Here is a 13,374-nt window from a genome sequence, read left to right as displayed (position 1 = left end):
GGAGAGATTCCTATGGATGCTAAAAGCGAAGTTTTATTAAGACAATATGATTATTTGTCGGGTCGTGTACTGCTGATTAATCCTCCAACGGATCATCTGCTGGCTGAATTTGATCAATCCATTCAAGCTGCAGTATGGACATGGAATTATAATGACTACCTGTATTTTCAGGCCCAGCAAGCTAATGTACATTTTGGTGCAGAATTTCCTGAAGGTGAATTTGATCAGGCTGTAATCTTTGTTCCAAAATCCAGAGAATTACTTAATTACCTGATTCACAATGTAGCGGTTTACCTAAAACAAGGCAGCCAGGTATTTTTGGTAGGTGAGAAAAAAGGTGGCGTGGAACGCGCGGCAAAACAGCTGCAACCCTATGGTAAAAGTCTCAAACTCGATAGCGCACGACATTGCCAATTATGGCAATTGACACTAGACTGCAACGTCGAGAAAAAGGCATTAGCTGACTGGGCACAAACCTATAGCGTCTCTACTCCCAAAGGTGATTTACAAATCTGTGCACTCCCTGGTGTATTTAGCCAGAATCATCTGGATGTCGGTACAGCGGTTTTCCTGCCCTACCTGTCTGAAGTGACTTCAGGTAAAATTGCCGACTTTGGCTGTGGTGCCGGCGTCATTAGTGCCTATCTTGCCAAGCTCAATCCGAACAATCGTATCTTTGCCTTAGATGTAGATGCTTTTGCATTAGCCTCTACCAAAATGACTTTTGAGAAAAATCAGCTTGAGCCTGAGCAGCTTGAAATTAAGGCAGTGAGCGGGATTGAAGATGCACCATTATTTTTGCACGCTATCGTCAGTAATCCACCCTTCCATCAGGGTATTCAGACCAACTATGATGCCAGTGAAAATCTGTGCAAGACTTCACGTCGTCATCTCAAGTCTGGTGGTGAATTATGGATTGTGGCGAACCGCTTCTTAAATTACCCGATTTTAATTGAGCAAAGCTTTGGCCAGTGCACCGTCAAAACTGATCAACAAGGCTTCAAAGTGCTTTTCGCCAGCACTCAAAAAAATGTTAAGGAATCATGATGAGCGAAACTCAACACAGCACACAGCTGCAGCGTAAGCTAAGTGCTCGTCATCTGAATATGATCGCCATCGGTGGATCAATTGGTACAGGTTTGTTCCTGGCTTCAGGTGCAACTATTGCCAATGCCGGACCAGGTGGTGCATTACTTGCGTATGCGCTCATTGGTGTCATGATTTACTTCCTGATGACCAGCTTGGGGGAGCTTGCAACCCATAATCCGACTTCAGGTGCTTTCTTTACTTACGGTACTAAATATGTCGAAGGCGGTTTTGGTTTCGCTTTAGGCTGGAACTACTGGTATAACTGGGCAATCACCGTAGCCTTTGAGCTGGTCGCAGTCCAGTTCATCATGAAATTCTGGTTTCCAGACATTCCTGGTTTTTACTGGAGTGCCCTGTTCCTGGCGGTGGTCTTCGGGATTAATGCACTGACGGTAAAAGGCTTTGGTGAATCTGAATTTTTCTTCTCCTTAATCAAAGTGCTGGCGATTATTGCGTTTATCATCATTGGTATCTTCATGATTGCAAAAATCATGTTAACTCCTGAGGTTGCTACATTTGCCAACTGGACCAAAGGTGAAGCACCATTTGTGGGTGGCTTATCTGCCCTGATCGGGGTGGCAATGATTGCCGGATTCTCCTTCCAAGGGACTGAAATGGTCGGTGTCGCTGCAGGTGAATCTAAAGATCCGCAGAAAACCATTCCAGTAGCAATCAAGCAAATTTTCTGGCGTATCCTGTTATTCTATATTGTGTGTATTTTCATTATCGGCACCCTGATTGCTTATGATGATCCACGTCTTTTACAGGCAGCGTCTAGTGAAGATATTGCGCTTTCGCCTTTCACTTTGCTATATGAACAAGCTGGTTTCGCTTTTGCTGCCAGTGTGATGAATGCAGTGATTTTGACTGCAATTCTGTCTGCGGGTAACTCGGGCATGTACTCCTCTACTCGTATGCTGTTTGATATGGCACGTAAAGGCAGTGCACCAAAATTGTTTGGTCGTCTGGATGCGCGCGGTGTGCCAATGAATGCACTATATGCCACCACTGCAATCGCAGCATTATGTTTTCTGACAACATTTATTGGTGAACAGGAAGTATTTAACTGGCTACTCAATATGTCTGGTATGTGTGGATTTATTGTATGGTTGGGTATTGCAATATCTCATTATCGCTTCCGTAAAGGATATCTGGCTCAAGGTTATAAACTTGAGGATCTGGCGTATCGCGCCAAGTTCTTCCCGTTTGCGCCATGGTTTGCTTTTGTGCTGTGTGCGATTGTGGTCCTGGGGCAAAACTATCAGGCAGTACTAAATGGTGAATGGCTTGCAGTACTTTCTACTTACATTGGTATTTTCTTATTCTTGGCGATCTGGTTAGGTTATAAGTGGAAACACAATACCAAACTCATTTCTTATAAAGAGATGGATGTTCAGCCGATGAAAATAGATCATGAATAATTTTTGATCTGAAAAAGCAGCCATTCAGGCTGCTTTTTTATTGTATTAACTGTGGCGCATAACAAAATTTCGATCATCAATGATAATAGTTTGCTGACAAATCCCCTCTACCCGACGCTGCTGTTCAAACACCTCTTTCGGCATGGACTCAAAACTGTCAAAGAAGCTGATTTCACTTTTATTGATTTCGTACACCAAAGAATGATTCCCTACCCCCTCTAAGGTGTCGTAGAACACAATCACGAAACGTCCAGCTTCTACATTTTCCTGAATGTCTGCATAAGACAATGGCTGTTCTATAACCGGGATTTGTAAACGATATGCTTGTTGATAGAACTCAATTTCAATTGGCTGCTTATCTGGGTCATGTTCAGTATAAAAATTAACATCCAAACCCAGTATTTTTAAAGCAACTGCAAGCGCAATACTGGAAGTTCCCATTTCAGAATTATGGCGTGTGAGCTGTACCAGATCTGGAATATGCAGATCTATACCATAGTGATGAAAAATCATCCAGATCGCATAGAGGCCACTATTGGCATCCAGATTTTGTAAATCTTCAGGAAGTTCCACACTCATGCTCAGACTCAAAAACAGGTTTAGGGCTATGCAGTGTAGTCAAATCAGGGCAATAAAAAAAGCGACTCATAAGAGAGTCGCTTTTTTTAATCAGTGTTCAATAATGAATTATTGAGCAGCTGGTTGTTCAGCTAGTACAGTACGGCTACCAGAAATAGTCGCGAATACACGACGGTTCATAGCACGACCTTCTTTAGTGTTGTTGTCAGCAATCGGTTGATCCCAAGCGAAACCTTGAGTAGACAAACGAGAAGCATCAACGTTGTATTCGTTAACTAGTGAAGATTTCACAGAGTTAGCACGAGCAAGAGATAGACGTTCGTTCAGTGCACGTGGACCAGTGTTGTCAGTGTGACCTTCGATACGAGCAGTTGCGTTTGGATATTCAACCAATTTCTCAGCAACTTTCGCGATTTCTGGTTTGTACTGATCTTTGATGTTAGATTTGTTTGTATCAAAGAATACACGAAGTTCCATGTTCAGGTCTTCAGTCAACTCTTGTGGAGCTGGAGCAACTGGAGCAACTGGCTCAACTGGAGCAACTTCTACAACTGGCGCAGCAGGTTTCAAGTGACCGCCAAGAACGACGTTCAGACCAGCAAGTGCTGTGTAATCCCAGAATTCGTTGTCGAAGTTGTAAGTTGCACGCGCTTCAGTACGTAGAGATAAAGCATCGTTTAAGCGCCAGAAAGCACCTAGACCCGTGTTACCAATTGTACTTTCTTCTTCCCAGTCCGCATCATCAATTTCATACTTAACGTGACCAGCACCTAAAAGTACGTATGGCTTGATTTTGCTATCGTAGTTTTTAGTAATCAGGTCAGAAGTCGCATAGAAGTTACCAGCGATTTGCTGTTTTTTGTATTCAGCTACATCAGTTTCAATATTGCTGCTACCAACTCGAAGGTCAACATCACCTTTTACTTGTGAATATTCAGCCTCAAAACCTAACCATGGAGTCAGCTCAATACCAAGTGCAGCACCCACAAATAAATCGTCTTGAAGTTCAGCAAAATTTGCGAATTCAGCATTTTCGCCAGTAAATAACTTACCAGTGTTGTTATGTTTAGTATCTACGAAATTGTAACCAACCAGTAATGGAGTAACAGTTACGCCTGCGTTTGCAGCAGCTAAAGGAGCAGCTACAAGCATTGCTAAAGCAATACGACTCATTTTCATGGATTTATCCTCCAGAGATAACAAATTGTTGTTCAAGCTCAAGCCTAAATTGGCTTTCCTGAGATAGGCTTCTTTTACCCCAGTTTTATTTTTAAGCTATTCACAGGGAATCATACAAACACTGAATAAATTTTCCAAGTGCTTGATTAATCTAATCAAGTAAATTATTGACAAAATTACTTACAATTTCCGTTGTAATTCGGTAAATTTTTACTCAATTTTTTATTGTGAATACCTTATTGTCTCTTACCTAATTTTAACAGCTTTCTCCTATTTCAAGTACAAAAATACTAGGTAAATAAAAAAAAGCATTAAAAAACGCCTAATTAATAGCATGTTTCAAATAAAAATAATATATAAATAGGTTAAACCATGTATATAAAAAGAAATAATGCGTTCACAATTGTGGAGCTTATTGTTGTTATTTCCATTCTTGCAATACTTACAACCCTAGCAGTTCCTTTGTTTCAAGAATATCAGTCAAAACAAGAAGCTAACAGTATTTATCAGAAGATTACAGCAGTGAATCGCTATGCACGTAGTCAATCGGCAGTATTACGGCAGAATATTGTGATTTGTCCCACATTAAATCTATCGACCTGTCAAACAAATCAGTGGAGCAATGCCTGGCTGGTATTTGTCGATCAAAATAAAAATAGACAGGTTGATGCCGGCGAAACCGTACTGCATGTTGATCATCTAAGGCTTAAATATGGACAGCTGGATTGGAGAGGTGCTTTAAGTATCTCAAGTGTCAACTATCAGGCTCAAACCAATTTACCTATTGGCTCCAATGGCAGCTTTTACTACTGTTCTTTTCAGCATTCCTATTATTACAAAATTGTACTTAGCAAAATGGGGCATCTGCGTAAAGAGAATCTAAATACATGCTGAGAAAACTGTCCGGTTTATGATTCAATTTTTTTGAGGCTTTAATCTTGCAGTTTTTTCAATATACTGCTTAGGTCGAGAATAAAAGACTAAAACTCATATGGAGATACAACAATGACTGACATCGTAATTGTCAATGGTGCACGTACAGCCATGGGTGGCTTCCAAGGCAGCTTATCAGGTGTGACTGCGCCTGAACTAGGTGCTGTCACGATCAAAGAAGCCATTGCACGTGCAGGTTTACAACCAACAGACATCGAAGAAGTCATTATGGGTTGTGTTCTTCCTGCCGGTTTAAAACAGGGTCCTGCCCGTCAGGCAATGCGTAAGGCAGGTCTTCCAGACAGCACAGGTGCTGTAACTATTAATAAGCTTTGTGGTTCAGGCATGAAAGCCGTGATGCAAGCTGCTGACATGATCAAGGCCGGTTCTGCAACTTATGTAGTTGCTGGTGGCATGGAATCCATGACCAATGCGCCTTATGTATTACCTAAAGCACGTGGCGGCTTTCGTATGGGCCATGGTGAAATTAAAGACCATATGTTCCTGGACGGTTTAGAAGATGCAGAAACTGGTCGCCTAATGGGTTCTTTTGCCCAAGATATGGCAAATACCAAAGGTTATACGCGTGAACAGATGGATGATTTCGCTATCCGTTCATTAAAACGTGCACAAACTGCGGTCAATGAAGGCTACTTTGCAGATGAAATTGTGCCAGTCACTGTTTCCACCCGTAAAGGTGATGTAGTGGTTGATAAAGACGAACAGCCATTCAATGCCAATATTGATAAAATCCCAACATTACGTCCTGCTTTTGCCAAAGATGGTACCATTACTGCAGCGAATGCCAGCTCTATTTCTGATGGTGCCTCTGCATTGGTTTTAACTTCTGCTGACAATGCAGCAGCTCAATGTTTAAACCCATTAGCAAAAATTGTTGCCTACGCGTCAAACTCTCAGCATCCATCCGAGTTTACAATTGCTCCTGTTGGTGCTATTCAGAAAGTACTGGATAAAGCAGGCTGGACAGCTGAAGAAGTAGATCTTTGGGAAATTAATGAAGCCTTTGCCATGGTCACCATGTGTCCAATGGATGAGTTCAAGCTTGATCCTGAAAAAGTCAATATTAATGGTGGTGCTTGTGCACTAGGTCATCCAGTGGGTTCTACAGGTTCTCGTATTATCCTGACCTTGATCCATGCTTTAAAGCGCACTGGCGGCAAGAAAGGTGTTGCAGCTCTATGTATCGGTGGTGGTGAAGCAACTGCAGTCGCGATTGAGCTAATCTAATTTTCAAAAAGTCAAACGACTGAAGAGGGCTTTTAGAGCCCTCTTTTTTTTTATTAATCCAAAATCTGGCTTTAATGATGACTACTAAAGCATTAATCGAACAATCATTTAAAACCAGGTCTTAAACTAAAAATTATTTTTGTCTTGATTACCCTATCAATAGAAGAATTCCCTTACTTACATTTTCATAAAGCTTCTTTATCAATCAGACACGTTGCAAGGAGTAGATTAGAGAGAATCAAAACAAGAAAAAGGAAACCTCCATGCGATTTAATCACTATCTCAACTTCCAGGGTGAAACTGAAGCCGCTTTTACTTTTTATCGTTCAGTGTTTGGTGGTGAATTTTCCAATTTGAGCCGTTATGGTGATATGCCCGGACAAGAGGGCATTGACCTCTCCGATACGGATAGAAGCCAGATTTTGCATATTTCACTTCCTATCAATGAATATACTGAATTAATGGGATCAGATATTAATGAAAAGCTATACAGCCCTAGCTCCCCTACTTTTACCAAAGGGACCAATCATTATATTGCAATTATTTTAAGTGCCAGTGAACAAGCCGAAGCTCAACGACTGTTTGAGGCTTTATCTGCCAAGGGTCAAATTGAAATACCTTTGGAAAAAACTTTTTGGGGCGCACTTTACGGTGCCTGTACCGATCAGTTTGGTGTGCAGTGGATGATTAACTGTCTATTAGAAGAACGTAGTCCAAATTTCTAGAAATAAAAAAGCCTCCATTTGGAGGCTTTTAACTGAAGACGGATTAAGCTCCAGTCTGATAGTTCGGTTTTGGCACAGCTGTGGATGCCTGGTACGGATTGCTAAAATCGTTTAAACCTGCTGCCGCTTCCTGAATATCTTTACCTTCTTTAATCACGAAAGTATCGAAACCTGAACGCTTCATATAGTTTAGTACGTCTTTAAATACATCACCTGTTGCACGCAGTTCACCTTGGAAACCTTGACGACGAAGTAACGCTGCAAATGAATATCCGCGACCATCGTTAAAGCCTGCAAACTCGATAAAGATTGCATCAAGTTGATCCAGTGGAAATTCATTGGTCTCAGGAGAAGCATCTACCGTTAAGTACAGTGCTTTTTTGCCCGAAACATTGGCAATTTGATCTAACTGTTCAACAGTCAGAACCACATCACCTTGTGGCAATACGCCATCTGCACCCATCAACTGGTAAGTATTGTCTGCAATCGTGCCATCTTTAGAGAGCACTTGTAGTGCGGTATTAAGCATATGCACGCTCCTTGAATGGTTGGATGCCTACACGACGATAGGTATCGATAAATTCTTCACCTTCCTGACGCAGGTCAAGATAAGTATTCAGGATTTCTTCGATGATATCCGGCACTACGTCAGCAGCAAATGATGGACCAAGAATGTCACCAATCGATGCATCATGGTCTGCATTACCACCTAAAGTGATTTGGTAGAATTCAGCACCTTTTTTGTCTACACCCAAGATACCAATATTACCGACGTGGTGATGACCACAGGCATTCATACAACCTGAAATATTCAGGTCGATTTTGCCAAGGTTATAAATCGTATCCAGATCATCAAAACGACGTGAAATTGCTTCAGAAATCGGAATTGATTTTGCATTTGCCAATGAACAGAAGTCACCGCCCGGGCAGCAAATGATGTCCGTCAAGAAGCCGATGTGAGCGCGTGCCAGATTGTTTTGTTCCAGGATCGTCCACAATTCGAACAGGTCTTTTTGTGGGACATCAACAAGGGCAATATTTTGCTCATGAGTCGTGCGTAATTCACCAAAAGTATACTTGTCTGCAAGATCTGCAATCAGGTTCATCTCTTCAGTGGTTACATCACCAGGAGCCACACCTGCACGTTTCAGTGAAATCGTAACGATACGATAGCCTTTCACCTTGTGTGCATTGGTATTGATATTGAACCATTGCTTGAATTTCGGATGCGCCGCGAACTGTTCAGAGAAATCTTCATCTGCATAATCTTGATAAGCAAATGGCGTGAAGTTCTCATCCATTTTTGCCAAGGTTTCAGCATCGATTTTCAATGTTTTAATGGTATGTGCAAATTCCGCTTCTACTTTCTCAGCAAATACTTCAGGTGTGAGTGCTTTTACTAAGATTTTGATACGCGCTTTATATTTGTTGTCACGACGACCATGCAAGTTGTATACACGAAGTACAGCTTCAAGGTATGCAATCAGGTCTTCACGTGGAAGGAAGTCACGGATAAAGCTACCAATAATTGGTGTACGGCCTAGACCACCACCGACTTTGATTTTATAGCCCATCTCACCCGCTTCATTTTTTACGATATATACACCGATATCGTGGAATGAAGTTGCTGCACGGTCGATCTCTTCCAGTGCTGAAACAGCAATCTTGAACTTACGTGGCAAGAAAGCAAATTCCGGGTGGAAAGTAGACCATTGACGGATCAATTCACATGTTGGACGCGGATCTGCAATCTCGCCTGCAACGACACCAGCATATTGGTCAGTCGTCGTATTACGGATACAGTTACCTGATGTCTGAATCGCATGCATTTGTACTGATGCCAATTCTTGCAGCATATCTGGCACATTTTCCAGTGCAGGCCAGTTGAACTGGAAGTTTTGACGTGTTGATACGTGTGCATAACCACGGTCGTATTCTTTTGCCAGTTCCGCAATTTTACGTAACTGTTTAGAGTTCATCAGACCATACGGTACTGCTACACGCAGCATTGGCGCATAACGTTGTACATATAGGCCATTTTGAAGGCGGAGCGGACGGTATTCATCTTCCGTCAATTTGCCCGCTAAGTAACGTTCCGTTTGGTCACGGAACTGTGCAACACGTTCATTAATCAGTTGCTGATCGAAATCAGTATATAAATACATGGCGTACAGCTAGTAGTTTCTATTATATCGTCGGCAAGGATAACGAGATTAAAACTATCAATAAAATGCTTTTTATACATATTTCATAGCGATTTTATTGATAAGCCTACCAGAAATTCAGTGATTTAAAGGATTTGTCGAGCAAAACTCCTTTTCAACGAATAATGATTTATTTTTTAAATCTTTAGCATTTATTTTCATATAAAAGCAGCTCACCTCTGCTGATTAATAAATAATCATTAAAAAATCTAAAAACTTACCACTGTTCAGATTCACCTAGTGCCTGTCCCATAAAATCATAGCGTGAGCTAGAACGGGAAAATTTGATTGGACAGGCCAGCTGTGGCTCAGTCTCCTGTTCCCCTGCTTTGACTGGAACATGCACCACCCAGCCCCGCTCTTGTGCCAGTTGTGAAGTTAAGGCTTCATCCAGGTGTAATACCGGCTCCACACACACATCTAAAGTAGCAAATATAGTCTGCCACTCATTCAGAGTTTTACTGCGAATTTTCTCTTGAATTGCTGCTTTCACTTCTTTCTGGTCTTGAGCATCTAAGGATAAACCTTTTTCTAACAGAACTGGTAACTGCAATGCCTGTGCCAAACCCTGCATAAATTGTGGCTCCAAGCTGCCAATAGAAAGATAACGTCCATCTTGAGTTTGGTAATAATCATAAAAAGTGCCGCCATTGAGATGCCCCGATTCCGGTTGGGCATGCACACCTGCTGCCAGACTGGCGGCGGCTGCCATATTATTTAAGGTCACCGCACAATCGGTCATGGAAATATCAATATACTGTCCCATTCCGCTACGCTGGCGCTCAATCACCGCTGCCAGGATAGCGATAATCGCATGCATGGAACCGCCAGCAACATCAGCGACCTGAATACCTAAAGCCGGTGGACCACCCTGAACCCGACCGCTATGTCCGGCAATTCCGGATAAGGCCAAGTAATTAATGTCATGCCCGGCCTTATCTTTATAAGAACCAGTTTGCCCATAGCCAGTAATGGAACAATAAATAAGTCGCGGATTGATTTCAGCCAAGGTGGCGTAATCCAGTCCCAAACGCTGCATTACGCCGGGACGGAACTGTTCAACCACGATGTCATATTCCGAAATCCTGGTTTTGATCTGTTCGATACAGTCACGATTTTTAAGATCCAGCGTGATAGATTGTTTGTTACGATTCAAATAATTGTGTGCAGTTGCCTGTCCATGTGCGTATGGTGGCACTAATCGCAACAGGTCAGGACGTGTTAGTGATTCAATATGCACAACCTCAGCACCGAGGTCTGCCAAGTACATGGTGGCAAAAGGACCAGGTAAAAGTGTAGAAAAATCGAGGACTTTCAATCCTTTTAATGCATAAGACATTAGAATAATTACTCTATTTATGATGGTTTTTTATGCATATTAGAAACATAAACACACAAAAACAATGTCATGTTCAGCCATTTACCTTGATCATTTCGGCAATTTAATATGTAACAAATGGCAAATCCGATTTTGTAAATTGCCATTGATTTATTATTTGTTGTCAATTAGGTCAAGCATTAGTGAACATCAAAGAGACTGAAGGATTAAACATGAGTCGCGATACGATCAGTATCCATTTCGTTAACGCTGCACTCTACGGCGTGAAGCGTCTCGGCATGGACGTCGATACGTTATTGTCTCATGTTGGTATTGAAGCTGAACTTCTGCATCAGCCTAAGGCCCGTATCTCGCCAGAACAATATACCCGTTTTATTAAAATGCTGTGGATGGTGACACAGGACGAGCATGTCGGCTTTGACAAACAGCCTCGCCGTCTGGGCACATTTGCAATCATGTGTCAGCTGATCATCCACGCTAAAACTTTAGGTGATGCGCTGGAACTTTCTTCCCAGTTCTACAAGCTGTTTGGCGATGACTGGGCGGTGACACTGGAACGTGACAAGCATGAAGCACGTTTAGTCCCTCAAATTCCAAAAGAGATGGACCCGGATCATTTCATTACTGAAAGCATGCTAATGATCTGGCATGGTCTGGCTTCCTGGTTGATTGAACGCCGCCTTCCATTAGAACGTGTACATTTCAGCTATCCACGTCCAAATCATGCGGATGAATATGATGCATTATTCTTCGCACCCGTGATGCAGTTTGATGCGCCGCGTACTGAAATTACTTTTGCAGCAGATTATCTCGATTTACCAATCCGTCAGAATGAAGAAACCTTGGAAGAGTTCCTGAAAGCTGCACCTGCTCAACTGTTGGTAAAATTCAAAAATACCAACTCTCTAACCTCCCGTATTCGTGATGTACTGAAGAGCCAGATCGGCGAAGAAATGCCGACGCTGAATGATGTCGCTTCCATGCTATATCTATCTCCACAAACTTTACGTCGTCGTCTGGCTGCGGAAGGCAAGAGTTATCAAGGCGTTAAAGATGCACTGCGTCGAGATGCTGCGATTCACCTCTTGTTAAATCCAGATTTAACCCTGGAAGATGTCGCGCAGCAAGTTGGTTTTAGTGAAACCAGCACCTTCCATCGTGCCTTCAAAAAATGGACCGGTGTAACACCAGGTTTATATCGCCAATTACATGGTTACCATTAAGCCACATCCTCTTCATATTCAATATTAGCTCTTTTGCTAATCTCAGTTCATGCCCAAGCTCCAGACTTGGGCATTTTTTTGTCTGATCTTTTTTTGAATCATCGCCATTGACCAGATTGCTCAAATGACCTGGTTCGTTCTCGTCATTGCGCTTAGCTAAAGAATCATTACACTCAAAATGATTAGAACAAATCTTATTCATTCAAAAAAGGGAAATTGTATGAGCGAGGCCTATATTATCGATGCCATTCGCACACCACGTGGCAAGGGAAAAAAGGACGGATCCTTATATGAAGTCAAACCGATCAGTTTACTCACTACCCTGCTCAATGAACTGAAAGAGCGTCATTCCTTAGATACCTCCAAGGTTGATGACATTGTCTTAGGCTGTGTCACCCCGATTGGTGACCAAGGTGCTGATATTGCCAAAACTGCAGCAATTGCAGCGGGTTGGGATAACGATGTGGCTGGTGTACAGATTAACCGTTTCTGCGCTTCTGGTCTGGAAGCAGTCAATATGGCTGCACAAAAAGTTCGTTCAGGCTGGGAAGATTTAGTGGTTGCGGGTGGAGTCGAATCCATGTCCCGCGTACCGATGGGTTCGGATGGCGGCCCTTGGGCGCTCGATCCTGAAACCAATATGGCTTGTGACTTTATTCCTCAAGGCATTGGTGCCGACCTGATCGCGACCATTGATGGTTATACCCGTGATGATGTAGATAGCTTTGCAGAACAGTCCCAGAAAAAAGCGGCAACAGCTCAGGCCAGTGGTTATTTTGATAAATCGATTGTGTCAGTTAAAGATAAAGCCGGTGTGGTGATTCTGGATAAAGATGAGTTCATTAAACCGAATACGACTATTGGAACACTCAGTAAACTCAACCCAAGCTTTGCCACCATGGGACAGATGGGCTTTGATGCAATTGCCCTGCAAAAATATCCAGAAGTCGGTACAGTCAATCATGTGCACCATGCGGGAAATTCTTCTGGCATCGTGGATGGTGCTGCGTTGGTCCTGCTGGCCTCAGAACAGGCTGTTAAAGAGCAGAACCTGAAACCGCGTGCCAAAGTCTTGTCAACGGCTCTGGTAGGCGCTGATCCAACCATTATGCTCACCGGTCCTGCTCCGGCTGCACGTAAAGCTTTGGCTAAAGCTGGTCTCAGCATTGATGATATTGACCTGTTTGAGGTCAATGAAGCCTTTGCCGCAGTCGTTATGCGCTTTATTAAAGAGCTCAACGTTGATCCAGCCAAAGTCAATGTTAACGGTGGTGCCATTGCGATGGGCCATCCACTCGGCGCAACCGGTGCCATGATTCTCGGTACTTTGTTAGATGAGCTGGAACGCCAAGGTAAAAAACGTGGATTAGCAACTTTATGCGTCGGTGGCGGCATGGGTATTGCCACCATTATTGAACTGGTTTAAGGAGAGAA

At 42.7% G+C, this 13,374-nt stretch carries 12 protein-coding genes; 7 read left to right on the top strand and 5 right to left on the bottom strand.

Features of this window, described 5'->3' with window-relative positions; translation table 11 throughout:
- The first annotated feature begins 12 nt into the window (after positions 1-12).
- Together FSC11_RS03165 and FSC11_RS03160 are read left to right on the top strand one after the other, a co-directional pair.
- Positions 13-1,047: a methyltransferase gene (locus FSC11_RS03165; protein ID WP_004814512.1), complete on the top strand. Its 1,035-nt coding sequence runs from the start codon at positions 13-15 to the stop codon at positions 1,045-1,047.
- On the top strand, positions 1,047-2,510 hold the full coding sequence (locus tag FSC11_RS03160; RefSeq protein WP_163165118.1) for an amino acid permease: 1,464 nt from the start codon (positions 1,047-1,049) through the stop codon (positions 2,508-2,510). The genes FSC11_RS03165 and FSC11_RS03160 overlap by 1 nt, the downstream gene beginning before the upstream one ends.
- A 45-nt stretch (positions 2,511-2,555) precedes the next feature.
- Here the strand turns inward: FSC11_RS03160 and FSC11_RS03155 are convergent, their stop codons facing one another.
- Both FSC11_RS03155 and omp38 read right to left on the bottom strand, forming a co-directional pair.
- Positions 2,556-3,089: a peptidase C39 gene (locus tag FSC11_RS03155; protein WP_163165116.1), complete on the bottom strand. Its 534-nt coding sequence runs from the start codon at positions 3,087-3,089 to the stop codon at positions 2,556-2,558.
- Between the two features lie 108 nt (positions 3,090-3,197).
- Entirely contained in the window at positions 3,198-4,268 is a 1,071-nt protein-coding gene (gene omp38, locus FSC11_RS03150; protein ID WP_163165114.1) for an outer membrane protein Omp38, read from the bottom strand.
- Positions 4,269-4,640: 372 nt separating this feature from the next.
- On the opposite strand from omp38, the gene FSC11_RS03145 reads away from it, so the two are divergent.
- From FSC11_RS03145 to FSC11_RS03135, 3 genes are all read left to right on the top strand, one after another.
- The gene (locus FSC11_RS03145) at positions 4,641-5,162 is read left to right on the top strand and encodes a GspH/FimT family pseudopilin (protein WP_163165112.1); all 522 of its coding nucleotides are present in this window, start codon (positions 4,641-4,643) and stop codon (positions 5,160-5,162) included.
- 111 nt (positions 5,163-5,273) lie between these two features.
- Positions 5,274-6,449, top strand: a complete 1,176-nt coding sequence (locus tag FSC11_RS03140) for a thiolase family protein (protein ID WP_163165110.1) — start codon at positions 5,274-5,276, stop codon at positions 6,447-6,449.
- 263 nt (positions 6,450-6,712) lie between these two features.
- A complete protein-coding gene (locus FSC11_RS03135; RefSeq protein WP_163165107.1) occupies positions 6,713-7,174 on the top strand; it encodes a VOC family protein in 462 nt (153 codons plus the stop codon).
- Between the two features lie 43 nt (positions 7,175-7,217).
- Here FSC11_RS03135 and FSC11_RS03130 read toward each other — a convergent pair whose 3' ends face one another.
- From FSC11_RS03130 to FSC11_RS03120, 3 genes are all read right to left on the bottom strand, one after another.
- Entirely contained in the window at positions 7,218-7,703 is a 486-nt protein-coding gene (locus FSC11_RS03130; protein WP_163165105.1) for a DUF934 domain-containing protein, read from the bottom strand.
- Positions 7,696-9,339, bottom strand: coding sequence for a nitrite/sulfite reductase (locus FSC11_RS03125; protein ID WP_163165104.1), 1,644 nt, complete (start codon positions 9,337-9,339; stop codon positions 7,696-7,698). The genes FSC11_RS03130 and FSC11_RS03125 overlap by 8 nt, the downstream gene beginning before the upstream one ends.
- A gap of 256 nt (positions 9,340-9,595) precedes the next feature.
- Positions 9,596-10,717: a CaiB/BaiF CoA transferase family protein gene (locus tag FSC11_RS03120; protein WP_163165102.1), complete on the bottom strand. Its 1,122-nt coding sequence runs from the start codon at positions 10,715-10,717 to the stop codon at positions 9,596-9,598.
- A gap of 212 nt (positions 10,718-10,929) precedes the next feature.
- Here FSC11_RS03120 and FSC11_RS03115 point away from each other — a divergent pair, with 212 nt between their 5' ends.
- Together FSC11_RS03115 and FSC11_RS03110 are read left to right on the top strand one after the other, a co-directional pair.
- Positions 10,930-11,940 carry an AraC family transcriptional regulator gene (locus tag FSC11_RS03115; RefSeq protein WP_004814497.1) on the top strand — a complete coding sequence of 337 codons (1,011 nt, stop codon included), beginning with the start codon at positions 10,930-10,932 and terminating at the stop codon, positions 11,938-11,940.
- A gap of 220 nt (positions 11,941-12,160) precedes the next feature.
- Positions 12,161-13,366, top strand: coding sequence for an acetyl-CoA C-acetyltransferase (locus FSC11_RS03110; protein WP_163165100.1), 1,206 nt, complete (start codon positions 12,161-12,163; stop codon positions 13,364-13,366).
- The last annotated feature ends 8 nt before the right edge of the window (positions 13,367-13,374 follow it).

Source organism: Acinetobacter schindleri (assembly GCF_010918895.1).
Lineage (GTDB): Bacteria > Pseudomonadota > Gammaproteobacteria > Pseudomonadales > Moraxellaceae > Acinetobacter > Acinetobacter schindleri.
This window is presented reverse-complemented; position numbering and strand designations above follow the sequence as displayed.

What these genes read in the sequence shown, in the direction of transcription:
- FSC11_RS03165 (WP_004814512.1), top strand. Translation starts at nt 13, where the DNA reads ATGGATGCTAAAAGCGAAGTTTTATTAAGACAATATGATTATTTGTCG.
- FSC11_RS03160 (WP_163165118.1), top strand. Translation starts at nt 1,047, where the DNA reads ATGAGCGAAACTCAACACAGCACACAGCTGCAGCGTAAGCTAAGTGCT.
- FSC11_RS03155 (WP_163165116.1), bottom strand. Translation starts at nt 3,089, where the DNA reads ATGAGTGTGGAACTTCCTGAAGATTTACAAAATCTGGATGCCAATAGT.
- omp38 (WP_163165114.1), bottom strand. Translation starts at nt 4,268, where the DNA reads ATGAAAATGAGTCGTATTGCTTTAGCAATGCTTGTAGCTGCTCCTTTA.
- FSC11_RS03145 (WP_163165112.1), top strand. Translation starts at nt 4,641, where the DNA reads ATGTATATAAAAAGAAATAATGCGTTCACAATTGTGGAGCTTATTGTT.
- FSC11_RS03140 (WP_163165110.1), top strand. Translation starts at nt 5,274, where the DNA reads ATGACTGACATCGTAATTGTCAATGGTGCACGTACAGCCATGGGTGGC.
- FSC11_RS03135 (WP_163165107.1), top strand. Translation starts at nt 6,713, where the DNA reads ATGCGATTTAATCACTATCTCAACTTCCAGGGTGAAACTGAAGCCGCT.
- FSC11_RS03130 (WP_163165105.1), bottom strand. Translation starts at nt 7,703, where the DNA reads ATGCTTAATACCGCACTACAAGTGCTCTCTAAAGATGGCACGATTGCA.
- FSC11_RS03125 (WP_163165104.1), bottom strand. Translation starts at nt 9,339, where the DNA reads ATGTATTTATATACTGATTTCGATCAGCAACTGATTAATGAACGTGTT.
- FSC11_RS03120 (WP_163165102.1), bottom strand. Translation starts at nt 10,717, where the DNA reads ATGTCTTATGCATTAAAAGGATTGAAAGTCCTCGATTTTTCTACACTT.
- FSC11_RS03115 (WP_004814497.1), top strand. Translation starts at nt 10,930, where the DNA reads ATGAGTCGCGATACGATCAGTATCCATTTCGTTAACGCTGCACTCTAC.
- FSC11_RS03110 (WP_163165100.1), top strand. Translation starts at nt 12,161, where the DNA reads ATGAGCGAGGCCTATATTATCGATGCCATTCGCACACCACGTGGCAAG.